Raw genomic sequence first — 18,175 nt, forward strand, 5'->3', positions numbered from 1 at the left:
TGCGCGGGTTTTGTATTTGTTTGCAAGCTTATAAGCCACGTCCATAAACAGTCAAACAACATATTAACGGTACCTGTAAAAAACATTTTGACATATCTAACAGGTACCGTTATAATACAAATCAACAGGTACCGTTATAAAGTTAAACAGGTACCGTAAAAACTTAATGGAGGATTCATTATGGACATGAATACTGAATTGTACGAAAAACTCGCGAAACTGCAATGGCTGTTGCAAAGGCAACACTTGAAGTCTCATGCCGCGGTTGGTCCTATGGCCGACGCATCACGTGGGCAAGGGAGGATATTAGCGTTTCTTCGGATGAAAGACGGTATCAGCACCAAAGACTTATCCTATATGTTGGACATCCGTGTATCATCCCTCAATGAATTGCTTGGTAAACTGGAGAAAGCAGAATACATCACCCGTAAACCCTCAGAAACAGACAAACGTATCATGTTGATTTACCTAACGCAAAAAGGACAAGAGGAAGAGAAACAAGAGATAGACAGCGGCAACATATTTTCTCGCTTATCGCCAGAAGAACAGATAGCTTTCGGGGATTACCTAACTCGCGTCATTACAGCTTTGGAGGAAGAACTTGGATCGGACGGAGAACGTGATTTGATGGCTATGTGGATGGAAGCTGCCAAGGCGCGTATGGGAACAGAGGAATTTGAAAAAATGATGGCTATGCGCGGACAAATGCACAGAATGTGGGGAAATTCTAGGGACGAACGCTTTAGCGGAAGGTTCCCTGGATTTGGCGGAGAAGGGCGTGGTGACATGCGCGGATTCGGCTGGCCTTCCAGCGATGACAGTAATTCGTCACCTGACAAGTCACATGGCCCAGACGATAAGTAATTAAAGTCTTTTAGCAAACAGTAGCTGAGGCGCTGCCTTTCCACCAGAGAAAGATGAACGGCAAAGGCAGCGTAATGTGAAACTGAAGAATAGTCAAATTTCGTACGCCAAATCTGAAAACTCGTCGTTAGGGTACAGGTTTGCTTGTTGCTGCGTCACGGATCATATTGGACCGATAGTTAGAATTCTAAGTAATTTCAAAAAACAAAATAAAGAAAGATAGTGGTGAACCTTATGGATGCAGAAAACCTCCATTACTTTGAAAAAGCACCTGTCGCAAAAGCCGTAGCTCACTTCGCAGTACCGATGATGCTAGGCATGTCGATGAGTGTCATATACTCCATTTTGAATGCCTATTTCCTTGGTACACTGGGCAATACTGCGATGTTAACCGCACTCGCACTAACTTTACCGTTATTCGCCGCCATTATGGCGCTAGGTAACTTGATTGGTATCGGTAGCAGTGCATTCATCTCCCGTTTGCTGGGAGAGAAAAAATATGATGATGTAAAGCATGTGTCTTCATTCGCCTTTTACAGCAGTTTAGCTCTCGGTCTTATTTTGATGGCTGCCGGCATCCCGTTGATCGATTCAATCGTTCATGGCTTGGGAGCGACGCCTGACTCCTTCGGGTTCACGAAGGACTATGTCACGATTATGCTTATTGGTTCACCTTTCGTCGTTCTATTCTTCACGCTGGAGAATATCGTGCGCTCGGAGGGGGCAGCGATGACTTCGATGATCGGCATGCTTCTCAGTGTTGTTGTGAATATTATTCTCGATGCGCTAGTCATTTTCGTCTTCCATTGGGACGTGATCGGGGTTGCATCTGCTACAGTCATTTCTAACTTGGTTGCAAGTGCATTCTACGCCTTCCACATGGGATATAAGAGCCAATTCTTAACCATCTCTGTAAAATGGTTCAAAGCTTCCAAAGACATTCTCAGCAATGTATTTAAAATTGGAGTACCCGTTTTTGTTATGAGTCTCTTCATGGGTGCAATGTCACTTATCTTTAACCGTTTTCTGGTCGAATATGGGGAGCAGGCCATTGCGGCCTTCGGAATTTCATCACGATTATTACAATTTCCAGAGGTTATTCTGATGGGCTTATGTGAGGGAGTCGTGCCGCTGATTGCCTTCTCTTTTACAGCCAATAAATTACGCATGAAGCATACCATTACATTCACAATCAAAGTGACTGTGGCATTAGCAGCCGTGTTCGGCATTATTGTATATCTGATTTCCGACCACTTAATCGGTTTATTTACGAATGACCCGCAATTAATTGAACTGGGCAGCTATATTCTTCATGTAACGTTCTTATCCCTGTTCATTTCAGGAACGACCGCGTTGTTTACGGGGATCTTCCAAGCGACAGCACAAGGAACCGCCGCCTTTATTATGTCAATTATTCAAGGTGTTACTCTGATTCCAGTATTGTATATCGCTAATCGAATGAACGGTTTCCACGGAGTAGTCTGGTCGCTCGTCATTTCAGATGCTGTTGCGTTCCTTGTGGGTGCCATCATGCTGTATGTTCTGCGGAACAAATTGCAGCCTGATTTAGATACTTTAGTACAGTAAAATTCTAAGCTTTAAGTTGAAATTTTTAGTTCATCTAAAAAAACCTTGGATCAGCAAGGTTTTTTTGGCTCGTATGATGAAGCAGCCTGCCATGAGGCAGCACTAGCTGCTTTGGAGGCGAAGCTCCAGTTAAATTTTAATGCTAACTTCTCCACTTGAAAGATACTCTTCGTCACCATTCTCATATCTGACTTTCAGATGGCAATCGTCATCGATATCAATGGCTGTTGCTTTACGTTGTTCATTATCCTTTATCACGGTCACAGGTTCGCCAAGTGAAATTAACCTTTTTTTGTATTCGGAAAGAAACAATCTGTCCGTTAAATGTTCATAATATCTCATGAAATGGTTTAGTACTTCTGCAACGAGACGGTTGCGCAGATCACCATAAGGATTGTTTTCTGAAATTACAGTTGTTGCAATCTCGGTAAGATCATTGGGAAAGCCTTCGGAAGGGAGGACTACATTGATACCGATGCCGAGGACAGCATAATCAAGCCAGCCGTTTTCCAATGACACGGATGCTTCGGTAAGGATCCCGCATACTTTTTTACCTTCCATAAAAACGTCATTTACCCATTTAATCTGCGTTTCTTTACCGGATACGCTCTCGATAGAAAGGGCTACAGCTACTGCGGCGCAAGTGGTCAATAAAGCTGAGTCTGTTGCGGACAGCTTGGGACGCAGCAGGATGCTCATATAGATACCCGTTCCAGGTGGAGAAAAAAATTTCCGGCCCATTCGCCCGCGACCAGCTGTTTGTTCTTCCGAAAGAATCACTTTACCTTCAGCTTCTCCATTTGAGGCAAGGTTTTTTACGGCTTCATTCGTGGAAGATATGGTCTTAAAGACTTCAACACGTAACTTTTGCCCCTGAGTATCCAGGTACTTTGAAATTGCACTGGCTGATAAGATATCCGTTTGTGGTGACATGGAATATCCTTTATTGGTTACAGCTTGTATGGAATAACCGTCTGTCTGTAAAGATTTTATGGCTTTCCAGACCGCGCTGCGCGTCACGGATAACTGAACGGCTATTTCCTCGCCGGAAAAATATTCACCCTTATTACTGTCGAGCAAGGCAAGAATATGTTCTTTTACTGTCATGAACTTAAACCTCCAAAAGTATAACTCTCCGACCAAAACCCATTGAATAGATTAACATCCAACGATTGCGACTGAATACTCTAATTCTATATAACAATAGGAAAAACTCAAGCATGGTATTTTATTCTATTGTAAACCATATATTAATTCATGGTTTACAATAAAGAATAACTCCATTATAATTCAGCTTACTGGACGTATTTACTAACCAGAATACAATCATTGATATCCAATGGAGGTCATTTTTTTGAAGACAAAAGAACTAATTTATGCTGCATTATTCGCAGCACTTATCGCGGTGTTGGGGATGATACCGCCCATCCCCCTCGGCTTCATCCCCGTTCCGATCACTGCCCAGACGCTTGGCGTCATGTTGGCTGGATGTTTTCTGGGGAAACGGATGGGCGCCCTCAGTCTCATTATTTTCATCATACTAGTAGCCATTGGGCTGCCTGTACTGACTGGCGGTCGCGGCGGAATCGCGGTGTTAGTTGGACCTTCTGCAGGATACATATTTAGTTTTCCAATCTCGGCCGGCCTTATTGGCTGGTATTCCGAAAAAATCTGGCCGAAGGTTCGAACTTGGAAGCTGGTAGCTATCAACATAATCTTCGGTGTATTACTAGTGAGTCTGATTGGTGCCCCTGTCATGGCATTGATAACCAATACTTCGATCTGGGCTGGTCTTGTCGGAGCATTAGCCTTTCTTCCGGGAGACATCATCAAAGCCGTTATTGCAGCCGTCATAACGATGCAGTTGAAAGCAATTAGCCCTATTGAAGAAAAAACACAAATATAATGTGATTTGAAACTCGGGTAAATAAAACCCGGGTTTTTTTATTGAAAAATAATAGGGTATGGTTGCGAATTTGTTTATACTATAAAAATTAAAACGAAATTGAAGTGGGTGTAGAAAAATGGATAAGGGATTTAATTTAGCTAGTCAACTATTAACGCTGCTTGATACAGAACATAGATGGTTTACCTTAGCGGAAATCGAAAAAAGTTTAGGGATCTCTGATAAGACCATCCGGAAGATGGTGGAGGAAATCAGCAAGCAATTACCATCCACTGTAACCATTGAGGTTTCTAGAGGAAAGGGAATAGTTCTTCAACGTGATGGGCGAAGTACGATTAGTGAAGTGATTTCTTCTATGTTCAGACAAACCATCTTTTATCGGCTGATGGATTTTTTGTTTACGAATGTGGGTCGACTGTCAGTGGAAGAGCTCTCCGAAGCCATGTTTATGAGTACCTCGTCTTTGAAGAAATTGATTGTGCAATTAAATAATGATGATCTAAAAGCTTATAAGCTACGCATTAGTTTTTCTACCCCCATGATTAAAGGGAATGAAATGAATATTCGATATTTTTATTGGAAGTTATATTGTGATGCGTATGAGTTTACAGGCTGGCCCTTTGCGAATGTTGATTTTGCTTATATTAATCAGTTAATCACAAATATAGAAAATGAGAATAACATTGTATATTTTATCAATTCCAAAAGGAGATTATCGTTTTTGTTGGCCATTGTTATAGAAAGAGTGGCTAAAGGAAAATGTGTGAACATCGACGAAAATGCTTACCCTTGGGAAAAGGGGATGTTTTATTTTCCAGTGAAGACTATTACAGGACGTCTTGAGGACAAGCTGTCCCTTGAATTTCCAAACAGTGAAATATTCTTTATGCAATCCATGGTTAGTCTCAGCCAATATCATTATTATGAAGGGTCAGAGATCACTCCGATGAAAGAAGTCGAATTACACAAGGATAAAGAAGAATATCAAATGGGGAATCTGCTTCTAATGTTATTAGCAAAGGTATACCCGAACTTAGATATGCAAGAACGGTTTATTTTGGAGATTTACGGGTTCTTTGACAAGCTATTAATCGAAAATGCCATTCCGGAATGGATGATGATTTCAACAAGTCATTTAACAACATATGTTCAAAAGGAATGCCAGCAGATTTATCAAGAATTGCAAACCTGTATGCAAACGTGGAATAAAACTTACCCTTCCGTTTTGTTTAATCATTTTCATTTAACAAAGCTAACCTTAATTGTCCGCTCGAGTTTACGTTATAAAAGTAAGAGGGCTTTTTTAGTGATCGGGGAAGAATTTTCAATTCGTCATTACATAGCAGACTTGATAAAGAAGGAAATTGGAGATCAGTTGATCCTTAATACTTCCATAATGAAGGGCTTGACCGACGAGATCATGCAGCAAAATAATATCGATCTTGTCATTAGTAATATCCCGGTTGCATTAACGACAGTGCCTGTTGTTATTATTTCCACGATCCCCTCTAAAAGAGATTTAGACAACATTCGTAAAGAACTGCTTTTATAATTTGACCAATTATTTTCCGTAAGCTCCGTAAGTTTTTGGTCTAGTTTGTAATGTTAAAAAACCTTATGCTCAATCTAGTTTCGAAACTGATTTTACTTGAAGGCAAGTGGAAAGCGATTTCGGTAAACCTCAGTTTACTATTAAAAGTTGGAGGAAGAACTATGAGTAGGCATTTAGGTGCAAATAAGGGAGAAATAGCAGAGCTCGTTTTGCTCCCAGGAGATCCTTTACGTGCAAAGTTTGTGGCAGAACACTTTTTAGAGGAGGCTTATTGTTATAACGAAGTAAGAGGGATGTATGGATACACTGGATTATACAAGGGTGTGCCTGTGTCGGTTCAGGGGACAGGGATGGGAAATCCATCGATGAGTATCTATGCAACAGAATTGATCGTCGATTATGAAGTTAAGAAATTGATTCGCATTGGTACATGTGGCGCGATGCAGGAAGATATCAATATCCGCGATATTATATTAGCCCAAGCAGTATCTTCAGACAGTAATATGACGGAAAAGATCTTTCATGGCTGTAATTTTGCACCAACGGCAGATTTCTCATTGCTAATGAAAGCATATCAACAAGCACAAGCTAAAAATGCAAAGGTGTTTGTTGGTAACATCTATAATTCTGATGAATTCTATCGTGAAAATTTAGATCGGCTTCATAAGTTCATGGATTTCGGTGTATTAGCTGTAGAAATGGAAAGTACCGCCCTATACACTTTAGCCGCTAAATATGGTGTAAAAGCGTTATCGATTTTGACCGTCGGCAGTCAATTGTTAAGACAGGAGCACCTAACTCATAAAGAAAGTGAACAATCCTTTTATGAAATGGTCGAAGTAGCTCTTAACACAGTCGTTGAAGGCTGATTTATTGATAAGAGTGCAGTGTTGTTAGAAAAGAGAGTGAAAAAGAAATGAAGGTAATACTGTCAGGATTGCAGTGGATGATTTTTATGATCGCTGGTGCAATTGCTGCACCCATTGCTATCGCAGATTTATATAACTTAACACCCATAGAGACTTCTGGACTCATTCAGAGCACCATGATTACTTTAGCAATAGCTGGATTTTTACAAGGCCTGATGGGTCATAAATTCCCTATTCATGAAGGTCCGGCAGGGTTATGGTGGAGCATTTTTACCATTTACGCGAGTTTAGTGGGGGGACTCTATTCCTCTAACAACGGCGCTTTACAGGCTTTAAGTGGAGCGATGATCATTAGCGGAGTGTTGTTTATCCTAATTTCAGCATTTAAGCTAATGGATAAAATCGCTCGTCTTTTTACTCCAACCATCACCTTTATTTATTTACTTTTATTGATCTTTCAATTAAGCGGATCTTTTATGAAAGGGATGATGGGGATTACCATAGCCCACACCATGTTAGATGTTAAAGTATTCATCCTTAGTGTGATCGTGGTCTGCATTACCTTTTGGTTAGGCAACAGCCGCTTTGTATTACTAAGCCAGTTTTCAATAATTCTCAGTATAGTGATAGGCTGCCTATTATTTATAATCTGCGGTAGTATGCCGGCGGTTTCTCGTGCGGATACTCTATTTAAGCTGCCGGAAATATTCCCATTTGGAACACCCCGATTCGATGCCGGGACAATTACTACTGCATTTTTACTAACCCTATTATTAATAACCAATGCAGTGGCATCCATCCGTTTGATGGAGACCGTTATGAAACCAAAGCAAGGGGATCATCGTCGTTATTTGCGCGCCGGGTTTACTTCTGGAATTACGCATCTTATTAGTGGTGGTTTAGGAGCGGTCGGCTCAGTCCCTATTTCGGGAGCGGCGGGATATGTTGAGCAAACAGGGATGAGGGAGCGCAAATCATTTTTAATAGGCTGCAGCTTAGTGATCTCAATATCCTTGTTTCCGCCTATGATGAATTTCATATCTGCGATTCCAGCTCCCATAGGCTATTCTGTTACCTTCGTCATTTTTGTGAAGATGGTCGGACTAGCGCTAAAGGAATTGAAAAAGGTTATTCATGAAGAGCGAACATTTATTGTCAGTGGGCTTTCCCTTTTAGTGGGTGTAGGTTTAATGTTTATTCCTGCATCAGCTACGGCCCATTTATCTCCGATCGTGATAGCCATTTTAAATAATGGATTAATATGCGGGAGCCTGTTAGCGATTATTTTGGAACAAGGGTTAATGTGGAAAGATGCATTTCGATATGAGGATTCCAAGAAAATTAACCGATAATTTGGAGGGCTAAAAATGCATTATCTAATTTCTATTGCTGGTCTGGTTATTGTTCTATTACTGGCATGGCTAGGAAGTAACAATAAGAAAAAGATTAAATATCGTCCAATCATTGTAATGATTGCTATTCAGATAGGTTTGGGATTAATTATCCTAAAAACGAGCATTGGAGAATTTTTGATTAAAGGGTTTGCTGATAGTTTTGCAAAATTACTTGGATACGCCAATGAAGGTACTGACTTTGTGTTTGGCGGCATTGCAAATGAAGGGGCGCATACATTTTTCCTTTATGTTTTGATGCCCATTGTTTTTATGTCAGCATTGATAGGGATTTTGCAACATTACAAAATACTGCCATTCATTATAAAGTATATTGGTTTGGTGCTAAGTAAAATAAATGGCATGGGTAAATTGGAATCTTATAATGCAGTTGCAGCCGCAATTGTCGGACAAAATGAAGTATTTATTTCGGTGAAAAACCAGCTTGGACTATTGCCAAAACATCGCTTGTATACATTATGTGCGTCTGCAATGTCTACGGTATCCATGTCAATCGTTGGTTCCTATATGACGATGCTAGAACCTCGGTATGTAGTAGCTGCATTGATATTAAACCTATTTGGCGGATTTATCATTTCATCCATCATTAATCCGTATGAAGTTACACCTGAAGAAGATATTGTTGAAGTTCAGGTAGAAGAAAAACAAACGTTTTTTGAAATGCTGGGCGAATATATTATGGATGGCTTTAAAGTAGCCATAGTAGTTGGGGTAATGTTAGTTGGTTTTGTAGGAATCATTGCTTTAATTAACGGAGTCTTCAGTGGCATATTCGGAATCTCGTTCCAAGGAGTGTTAGGCTACGTCTTTGCACCCATCGCCTTTCTTATCGGTGTGCCATGGCATGAAGCTGTTGAGGCCGGTAGTATTATGGCGACAAAGCTTGTTGCGAATGAATTCGTTGCTATGCTTGACTTTGTTAAGATTCAAGAAGGTTTAAGTGGCCGTACTACAGCCATTGTCTCCGTTTTTCTAATCTCATTTGCTAACTTTGGGTCGATTGGTACCATTGTGGGTGCAGTGAAGGGATTGAATGAAAAGCAAGGGAATATCGTCGCACGATTTGGATTAAAGCTGTTATTTGGCGCCACACTTGTAAGCGTTTTATCAGCTTTGATTATCGGTATCATATTCTAGTTGATGCAAGGAGTATTAACATGAAACAAACACCCCGGTTTAAGCGGATTTTCGTCATCGTTATGGATTCTGTAGGCATTGGTGAAGCTCCAGATGCTGACAAGTTTGGGGATGCAGGATCACATACATTACGGCATATTGCAGAAAAAATGAATGGGCTACATGTTCCTGCGTTATCCAAGCTAGGGTTAAGTCATATTGACCCAATACCCGGAGTTCCCAACGTAGAGCACCCTTTAGCTTATTGGACCAAAATGCAGGAAGCTTCTAATGGAAAGGATACGATGACAGGTCACTGGGAGATCATGGGCCTACGAATTGATGTTCCTTTCAAAGTGTTTCCTGAAGGGTTTCCTTATGAATTAATTAATGAATTAGAAGAAAGAACAGGACGAAAGGTGATTGGGAATAAACCCGCTAGTGGTACAGCTATTCTCGATGAGCTTGGACAAGAGCATATGAACACAGGTGCACTCATTGTCTATACTTCTGCAGATTCCGTGATTCAGATTGCGGCTCATGAAGAGGTTATTCCTTTGGAAGAACTGTATCAAATCTGTGAGATTGCCAGAGAGATTACTTTACGTGAGGAGTACATGCTAGGAAGAGTGATTGCTAGACCATTCCTCGGGCAGCCCGGAAATTACAAAAGAACATCGAACCGTCATGATTATGCCTTGAAGCCGTATGGAAGAACCGTGATGAATGAGCTCAAGGATGCCGGGTTCGATGTACTAGCGATTGGCAAGATCTCAGATATATACGATGGGGAAGGTGTCACCAAGTCTTTCAGAACAGTGTCTAACATGGATGGCATGGATAAACTCATGGAGACCCTTCATACTGATTTTACAGGACTTAGTTTCTTGAATCTTGTCGATTTTGATGCACTTTATGGCCATCGTAGAGATCCGATCGGGTATGGGAAAGCGCTAGAAGAATTTGATGATCGATTACATGAAGTTCTAGCGGAGCTATGTGAAGATGATCTTCTTATAATTACGGCAGACCATGGGAATGATCCCATTCATGCGGGCACGGATCACACCCGTGAATATGTTCCTTTACTCCTCTACAGTAAGAGTTTCAATCGACAAGGGGAGCTGCCTATATCGAGGACTTTTTCGGATATTGGAGCAACAGTTGCTGATAACTTTGTTGTGACCATGCCCCAATTTGGTAAGAGCCTCCTACAGGAGCTTAAATAAACTATAATTTGAATAGACACTTTGAATAGAAACAGGATACCTAACTTGTATTAGTAAAAGGTATCCTGTTTGTTTTTTTATCTACATATCTTTGTATCTAAAAAGCTGCCGAGAAAGCGGCTTTTTTTGTTATTACGGATCAAATACTAGGGTAATAATCAATTATTAAAGGGGTTAATTTTAGAGCCACCTGTCGTTAACCCTTTTTTCGATGAATCGCATTCTAATACAACGTTATAAATAATCTATTTTCTACTCATGCCACTCCTTCGATAGTAATAGTATTGACAACCTGTATATACAGGTTTAAACTGTGTGAAGTGTTTGAACTTGTATATACAGGTTTAATGGTTGAAATAAAGGAATTCTTTTTGGAGGTGTTCAACTTGAGTCAGTCCCAGTATTCGGAATGGTGGCGCCGCTCCACGGTGTATCAGGTGTACCCGAAAAGCTTTAAGGACACTACAGGCAACGGAACAGGAGATATTAAAGGACTTATTGAGAAATTAGATTATTTGCAGAAGCTTGGAATCGATATTGTTTGGTTACAGCCGGTTTATGTTTCGCCGCAACATGATAACGGTTACGATGTAGCAGATTATGAAAATATCAACCCGGATTTCGGTACGATGGAGGATTTTGACGAGCTAATACAGGAACTGCATAGACGCGAAATGAAGCTAATGATCGATATCGTGGTTAACCATACCTCGACTGAACATGAGTGGTTCAAACAGTCCATTTCAAGCAGGAACAACCCTTTCCGTGATTACTATATCTGGAAGGACCCGGCTCCGGACGGCGGCTTACCCAACAACTGGCAGTCGAAGTTCGGTGGGCCTGCCTGGCAGTTCGACGAAGCGTCGGGACAATATTATCTTACTCTCTTCGATAAAACCCAAGCGGATCTGAACTGGGAGAATGAGAAGGTACGTAGAGCAGTGAATGATATGATGTTATTCTGGGCTAAAAAGGGTGTCGACGGCTTCCGCATGGATGTAATTAATTTAATCTCCAAAGATCAGCGCTTCCCTAACGATGACGGGAGTGTTCCACCGGGGGATGGACGTAAATTCTATACTGACGGTCCACAGGTCCATGCATACATCAAAGTAATGTATGAAGAGGTGTTTGGTCCGTTTGAGATGGTGACTGTAGGAGAGATGTCCTCAACTACACTGGAGCATTGTATCCGGTACTCAAGTCCTGAAGAGCGGGAATTTTCCATGACCTTCAATTTTCATCATTTAAAAGTCGACTATCCGAATGGACAGAAGTGGGAACTGATGCCTTATGATTTCGAGGCAATGAAACGGTTGTTCGCGCAATGGCAGACCGGAATGCAGAAAGGCGGAGGCTGGAACGCACTATTTTTTAACAATCATGATCAACCGCGTGCTCTTTCCAGATTCACTGAGGATAAGGTCTACCGTGTGGAAAGCGCCAAGCTGCTCGCGACAACTCTGCATGGCCTTCAGGGAACACCTTATGTATATCAAGGGGAAGAAATCGGTATGCCGAATCCGGTATGGAAAAGCATCGATGAGTTCCGCGACATTGAGTCACTAAATATGTACCGCATTCTGTGTGAACAGGGGAAAAGCCCGGAGGTTGCCCTCAGCATTCTACAGGAGCGTTCGCGGGACAATTCACGTACGCCGATGCAGTGGGATGACAGCCGGAATGCCGGATTTACCACTGGTACTCCATGGTTGAAGGTAGATGAGCGGTATCCAGACATCAATGTGCAGAAGGAACTGGAAAACCCTGATTCCATCTTCCACCATTACCGCAAACTAATTGCACTTCGCAAGGAGTATGGAGTATTCATAGAAGGTATTTTCAAGAGACTCGATGAAGGTCATCCTGAAGTCTTCGCTTACGCCAGAACAGGAGATGGAGAGACACTTGTTGTGGTCTCGAACTTCAGCAATAAAGAAATCTCTTTCCGCTTTAAAGACAATCACTGGACTGAATTGTCGCCAAGTGGTAAGGGCGAGCTTCTGATTGGGAATACAGCAGATGCACCATCATTAACACAAGAGCTTCAGCTTAGTCCTTATGCTTCCTACATGTGGTTAGTCCGCTAACGAGGTGTACTTGAGAAGGAGCACACATCAATTTTGTAAGGAGTGAAGATATGGCTATAGACCGCAAAAATGTTGAAGATATTGTACGGGCGGTTGGGGGCAAGGAGAATATTGAGGTTGCGACGCATTGTGTAACCCGGCTGAGATTCTCGCTGTATGACGAGAGCAAGGTGGATTCGGAAGCCCTGGACCGTAACGAACTCGTAAAAGGACAATTCTCTACGCAAGGGCAGTTCCAGATCGTTATCGGACCAGGAACTGTAGATAAAGTATACGATGAAATGATTCAAATCACTGGTGGTGCCCGCTCTTCCAAGGATGACGTGAAATCAGCGGCAGCACGGAAACAGAATCCATTGCAGCGGGCGATCAAAACACTGGCTGATATTTTTATTCCGATTCTTCCGGCCATCGTAACCGCAGGTTTGCTGCTTGGGATTAATAATATTTTGACCGGACCTGGTATCTTTTTTGATAGTAAGTCATTGGTAGATGTCTATCCTGCATGGAAAGACATTGCTGCGATTATTAACACGATTGCCAGCACAGCCTTCACCTTTTTACCAGCCCTTATCGGTTGGGCAGCTGTTACACGTTTCGGGGGCAGTCCTCTGCTCGGAATCGTGCTGGGTCTCATTCTCGTACATCCGGATCTATTAAGTGCCTACAGTTATGCAAGTGCTTCAACTGAGGGAACCGTTCCGACCTGGAATTTGTTCGGCTGGCATTTGGAGAAGATCGGTTATCAGGGGCAAGTATTGCCTGTACTGGTTTCGGCCTATATTCTGGCTAGACTGGAGAAGTTCCTCAACCGCCGGGTGCTTGATTCCATTAAACTACTGGTCGTTGCTCCAGTGACCCTGCTGGTTACAGGTTTTCTGGCCTTCACCATTATCGGACCCGTTACGTTCGCCATTGCCAATGCTATCACCTCGGGTTTGATCTATGTATTTGATCATTTTGCGCTCCTTGGTGGTTTGATCTATGGTGGATTCTATGCACTTCTGGTCATCACTGGGATGCATCATACTTTCTTGGCAGTCGATGTTCAGCTCATCGGCAGTGAGGGAGGCACCTTCCTCTGGCCGATGCTGGCGCTCTCCAATATTGCGCAAGGCGCTGCGGCACTGGCGATGATGTTCGTTGTTAGAGAACAAAAGGCAAAAGGGTTGGCGGCTACATCTTCCGTCTCTGCATTCCTCGGCGTGACTGAACCGGCAATCTTTGGGGTGAATATCCGCTATCGCTATCCTTTCATCTTCGGGATGATCGGCTCAGCAATTGCCGGTATGCTCCTTACCGTTAACCAGGTTCGAGCTTCATCCATTGGCGTAGGGGGAATTCCCGGTTTCCTTTCGATTTTCCCGAATCAGTGGGGCGTTTTCTTTATTGGCATGGTTATTGTTCTCGTTGTGCCATTTGCCGCCACAGTATTGTACGGACGTTCTGTAGTGGGTCGTTCCGAAAAGAACACAGCTACAGAGGCTTCTAGTACTACGAGCGAACCAGAGGAATTGAGCAGCCGTCATTCAGTTCAAGGGTCACAGGAATCAGTTAATATTCTAGAGCTTGTCTCACCACTTAGTGGAACTGCTGTATCGCTGGAACAGGTGCCCGATCCTGCCTTTGCTGAAAAGCAAATGGGTGAGGGAATTGCAATCGAACCTTCTGAGGGGAAAGTATATGCTCCCTTTGATGCTACAGTAGCCCATGTGATTAAGAGCAAACATGCGCTTATACTGGAGCATGCCAGCGGTGTTCAGGTATTAATCCACGTTGGAATTAACACGGTGGCGCTTAAAGGTAGCGGTTTTACCAGCCTGAAGAATATTGGTGATAAGGTGCAAGCAGGAGAGCTTCTACTAGAATTTGATATGGAAGCTATCCGCGCAGCAGGTTACCCGGTGATTACTCCAATCATCATTCCTGCAGGTCAGGAGATGGTCGAGAAGATCGAGGAGAAGACCGGACCAGCTACGGCCAAACAAACAAGCATCTTGACTATTCATCTCAAGGGTTGATAAAGGCTATATTGGCAAAGACTTTATACTTTAGAAAGACAGCCCCTTGGGGGCTGTTTTTCTATAAATATAAGAATTTATATGTTCAACGCTATAAATTTCCCTCCAATTGAATCGATGCTTCCAAAGGCATGACGTGATACAATAAAGGGCGGTGATCAAAATTGAGAGAAAATAAATATTTGCAAATTTATAATGAATACAGCAACCAAATCCATTCTGGACAACTGCTGCCGGGAACCAAGCTGCCTTCCGAAAGTGAACTCGCCGAAGCTTACGCTACTTCACGAGAGACCGTGCGCAAAGCGCTGAATCTACTTTTCCGTGAAGGATATATTCACAAAATTAAGGGCAGAGGCTCCTTTGTGCTTGACATGACCCGAATGGATTTCCCTGTTACCGGTTTGATTTCATTTAAAGAGATGGCCGATACCCTGGGTACTGCCTCGCGGACACTGGTAGAGCGGACGATACAAGAGCCGGCAGGCTCCGTAATCGCCAGACATCTGCAGATTCCACCTGAAACTCTGATTTGGAAGGTTGTTCGTGCCAGAGAGATTGAAGGTGAACGGATCATTTTGGATAAGGATTATTTTCGTGCGGATATTGTTTCCTTTCTGAGTGAGGAAATCGCGGAAGGCTCAATCTATGAATATCTGGAGCTGGAATTGGGACTTAAGATCAGTTATGCGAAGAAGCTCATATCTGTTGAACCTTCCACCGAGGAGGATCATAGACTGCTCGATTTGAAGAATTTTACGCATATTGTAGTAGTACGAAACTATGTTTATTTGGAGAACACGGTGCTTTACCAATATACCGAGTCTAGACACCGGCTGGATAAATTTCAGTTTGTGGATTTTGCTCGGAGGGTGAGACGATAAGCTAATGGTAAAGAGGAGTATCCCGGTTTGGGATACTCTTTTTTAATTAGAGATTCCTGTGGGGAAATTACAAATTCGAGTATGAAAATTCTATTTTATTCATCATTACCTGATTTGTGAATTATTCAAGCATAAAATGGAAAGCTGTCTTGTAAAGCGTGTCGTTCCCGTGTTTTGTATTAAACAACCAAGCGACATCTTGAACTTTTGGTCGATATTGTAGCAGAGAGACGCCGGTCCAGCGTTTAACCTGCCATTTGAAATGGCTCAAGGATGCATAACCGAGCTACTCTGAGATCATCTGAATTTTCAAATCGATTTAAGTATTAAATTTTTCGTTTGCTGTAGTTCGAAGTAAGAGCATCAAGAGAATTTTTAGTAGCTGTGGCAAAAGACTCGAGATTCCATATATTAACTTCTAATGGAAAATTGTTACGCATAGCACACACAGATAAAGAATAAGTAGAATCTATGTCATACTGTCGTAAGAAACTAGGCTGAATACTAGATGAACCCCGATCAAGATGAATCCTGTCGTTTTCTATTAAGATTGAAAACGAGTCAAGGGGTATAGATAACCCTCGTCCATCTGCTTTAATTATTGCCTCCTTTAAGGTCCACATTGAATAAAAAAATGCAAGCTGTTGATTGGACGGCATGGCTGATATTTTGTCATATTCAGCTGAAGAAAAAAATCTTTTCGCAATTTCCATATCAATAGATCTTATTTGCTCGATATCGATACCAACGGGCATTTCATCCACAATCAATACAACCCATTCTCCAGAATGAGACAAGTTATAGTGACAGGGTGCTGCTTGTAGATATGGTTTCCCATTTGCATTAGTAGTCAGTTTCAAGGTGAATTCTGTATTAGTAATGCCAATTAGTTTACATAATACAAGTCTAGAGAGTAAGTCAGCTACCAATGAACGAAGGCCGTCTTCAGGATGATGATACTTTTTGATTTTGTCTCTTTTGTTAGAAGGAAGATATATAAGTAGGTGTTCTTGCATTGTTAATATGTTATCAAAAGATAATTTTACGGCGTGTATTTCCATTTACTGTCTATATCTCCTTTTTAGAGCAAGATTTCTCATTAGATTTAGCGGATATACTATTTAGTCGCGCCCAATTCAGAACCATTATATAGTAGTTCTTTTCAAACGAATAGAATAAAAAACATATTTTGTTATAATCTATCTATTTTTCTGTATTTAGTGACTCAGTGCTATTTCCAACAGAGTGAACAAGTTAGAGCGGGCTGAGTTGAAAAATATGGACTAGTAAAGATATCAGAAATGACGTGCCAAGTAAGAACAAACCTCCAACAAATATCGTGAGAATAACGGGAGCAATACAACGGGCAGAATAGCATCTGACATTGTTCACGAAACTTCAACATTCTTTTCACTTTAAGGAAGGATTACCAACATCTGTGTTGAAAATCTTATGGTAAGGTAATTATTATTATTTATGTAAAAATAGTACCATTTTTTCAGGGGGTGACTAATTTAGTGATTATCGCAAAAAAAGAATACACTGCAAAATTGGCATTTGGCAATTAGACAGCACCCATAATTCTCAAATTCTTCAAGATTGAAAGGGCGAATGACCGTGGTTGATCATGTTTTTGAAATGCGCATTATAAATAAATACGGCTATTTGGTTTAGTTTCACAAAATATATGAAGTAAACAAAAATTTAATAAAGAGTGAGAGAGACGAACTATGAAATTATTTTGTATACCTTATGCCGGTTCTTCGGCCTCCATCTATAGTCAATGGTCAAGTGAATTAGGCGGAATCGCTGAAATTATTCCTGTGGAATTAGCTGGTAGAGGGAGGAGAATATACGATCCGCTTTATCGATCTTTTGAAGAAGCAGTTGAAGATGTTACATCAATTATTGTGCAGCAATTAAATGAAAATCCATATGCGATTTTCGGGCATAGCCTGGGGGCAATTCTTGCATATGAAACGATTCATCAACTGAAAAGAATGGAGTATATGGAACCTGATATCGCTTTTTTTTCAGCAAGATCTGCTCCGCAAATAATAGATAAAGATAAAGAAATCGTTCACACGTTTCCAGATGAAGAGTTTAAACGACATATAATGGAATTAGGCGGAACGCCGCCGCACTTTTTTGAAAATACTGAATTATTAGAACTCTTTTTGCCTATTATCAGGTCAGATTTTCGGATAGCAGAGACCTATTTATTCCAAGAGAGAAAAAGTAAACTTGGGTGCGACGTCTATATACTCTCCGGTAACCAGGACGAAACTACGTCAGGAGATGTAAGAGAGTGGGATCAAGTAACCAATAACGCTTGCAAGTATTTTGAATTTGACGGAGATCATTTTTTTATTCATAGTCAATCACAATCCGTTATAGAAACGATTAGAAAAGGTTTCAATTCTCGCTAGTCGCAAGAGGAAGAAGAGTAAAGGGAGTTATTCCAGTGTTTTTTTGAATTGTAAACGTATAAATAGGTGAATATGGGGCTGATATCCAGGGATATGAAACACTGATTTTGCTGGTGTGTACTGACCTGGTAACGCTCACTTATCAAGGAAACTAAAGCTTATCTGGAGAGTGTTCTAGATCGATTTGGATTTGTCTTCACACTGAAGAATGGTTCG

Annotated in this window: 14 protein-coding genes; 12 read left to right on the plus strand and 2 right to left on the minus strand. The window is 41.5% G+C overall.

The window, feature by feature from the left end:
• The first annotated feature begins 180 nt into the window (after positions 1-180).
• Both NST94_RS15040 and NST94_RS15045 read left to right on the plus strand, forming a co-directional pair.
• A complete protein-coding gene (locus tag NST94_RS15040; protein ID WP_076130492.1) occupies positions 181-864 on the plus strand; it encodes a MarR family transcriptional regulator in 684 nt (227 codons plus the stop codon).
• A 234-nt stretch (positions 865-1,098) separates the two neighbouring features.
• Complete coding sequence (locus tag NST94_RS15045) at positions 1,099-2,451, plus strand: MATE family efflux transporter (RefSeq protein WP_076302116.1); 1,353 nt, start codon at positions 1,099-1,101, stop codon at positions 2,449-2,451.
• 129 nt (positions 2,452-2,580) lie between these two features.
• On the opposite strand, the gene NST94_RS15050 is transcribed toward NST94_RS15045, so the two are convergent.
• Positions 2,581-3,558, minus strand: a complete 978-nt coding sequence (locus tag NST94_RS15050) for a biotin--[acetyl-CoA-carboxylase] ligase (RefSeq protein ID WP_076190305.1) — start codon at positions 3,556-3,558, stop codon at positions 2,581-2,583.
• Positions 3,559-3,805: 247 nt separating this feature from the next.
• On the opposite strand from NST94_RS15050, the gene NST94_RS15055 reads away from it, so the two are divergent.
• The 9 genes from NST94_RS15055 (at position 3,806) to treR (ending at position 15,530) form a co-directional block, all read left to right on the plus strand.
• A complete protein-coding gene (locus NST94_RS15055; protein ID WP_339281033.1) occupies positions 3,806-4,357 on the plus strand; it encodes a biotin transporter BioY in 552 nt (183 codons plus the stop codon).
• Positions 4,358-4,475: 118 nt separating this feature from the next.
• Positions 4,476-5,909 carry a helix-turn-helix domain-containing protein gene (locus tag NST94_RS15060; RefSeq protein WP_076309464.1) on the plus strand — a complete coding sequence of 478 codons (1,434 nt, stop codon included), beginning with the start codon at positions 4,476-4,478 and terminating at the stop codon, positions 5,907-5,909.
• Positions 5,910-6,070: 161 nt separating this feature from the next.
• The gene (gene deoD, locus NST94_RS15065; RefSeq protein WP_076130497.1) at positions 6,071-6,778 is read left to right on the plus strand and encodes a purine-nucleoside phosphorylase; all 708 of its coding nucleotides are present in this window, start codon (positions 6,071-6,073) and stop codon (positions 6,776-6,778) included.
• 47 nt (positions 6,779-6,825) lie between these two features.
• Entirely contained in the window at positions 6,826-8,130 is a 1,305-nt protein-coding gene (locus tag NST94_RS15070; RefSeq protein ID WP_076302118.1) for a purine/pyrimidine permease, read from the plus strand.
• A 15-nt stretch (positions 8,131-8,145) separates the two neighbouring features.
• The gene (locus tag NST94_RS15075; RefSeq protein WP_036677141.1) at positions 8,146-9,327 is read left to right on the plus strand and encodes a NupC/NupG family nucleoside CNT transporter; all 1,182 of its coding nucleotides are present in this window, start codon (positions 8,146-8,148) and stop codon (positions 9,325-9,327) included.
• Positions 9,328-9,347: 20 nt separating this feature from the next.
• The gene (gene deoB / locus NST94_RS15080; protein WP_076190302.1) at positions 9,348-10,535 is read left to right on the plus strand and encodes a phosphopentomutase; all 1,188 of its coding nucleotides are present in this window, start codon (positions 9,348-9,350) and stop codon (positions 10,533-10,535) included.
• Between the two features lie 347 nt (positions 10,536-10,882).
• Positions 10,883-12,625 (plus strand): alpha,alpha-phosphotrehalase, encoded by a 1,743-nt coding sequence (gene treC, locus NST94_RS15085; RefSeq protein ID WP_339281034.1) that lies wholly within the window; start codon positions 10,883-10,885, stop codon positions 12,623-12,625.
• Positions 12,626-12,675: 50 nt separating this feature from the next.
• Positions 12,676-14,646: a PTS system trehalose-specific EIIBC component gene (gene treP / locus NST94_RS15090; RefSeq protein ID WP_076130501.1), complete on the plus strand. Its 1,971-nt coding sequence runs from the start codon at positions 12,676-12,678 to the stop codon at positions 14,644-14,646.
• A 164-nt stretch (positions 14,647-14,810) separates the two neighbouring features.
• Entirely contained in the window at positions 14,811-15,530 is a 720-nt protein-coding gene (treR, locus tag NST94_RS15095; RefSeq protein WP_339281035.1) for a trehalose operon repressor, read from the plus strand.
• A gap of 326 nt (positions 15,531-15,856) precedes the next feature.
• Here the strand turns inward: treR and NST94_RS15100 are convergent, their stop codons facing one another.
• Positions 15,857-16,591 (minus strand): 4'-phosphopantetheinyl transferase superfamily protein, encoded by a 735-nt coding sequence (locus tag NST94_RS15100; protein WP_076302119.1) that lies wholly within the window; start codon positions 16,589-16,591, stop codon positions 15,857-15,859.
• A 669-nt stretch (positions 16,592-17,260) separates the two neighbouring features.
• Between NST94_RS15100 and NST94_RS15105 the strand changes: the two genes are divergently transcribed.
• Positions 17,261-17,959, plus strand: a complete 699-nt coding sequence (locus NST94_RS15105) for an alpha/beta fold hydrolase (RefSeq protein ID WP_339281036.1) — start codon at positions 17,261-17,263, stop codon at positions 17,957-17,959.
• The last annotated feature ends 216 nt before the right edge of the window (positions 17,960-18,175 follow it).

Origin of the sequence: Paenibacillus sp. FSL H8-0282 (assembly GCF_037963825.1) — a bacterium.
In the GTDB taxonomy this organism is placed as follows: domain Bacteria; phylum Bacillota; class Bacilli; order Paenibacillales; family Paenibacillaceae; genus Paenibacillus_AQ; species Paenibacillus_AQ odorifer.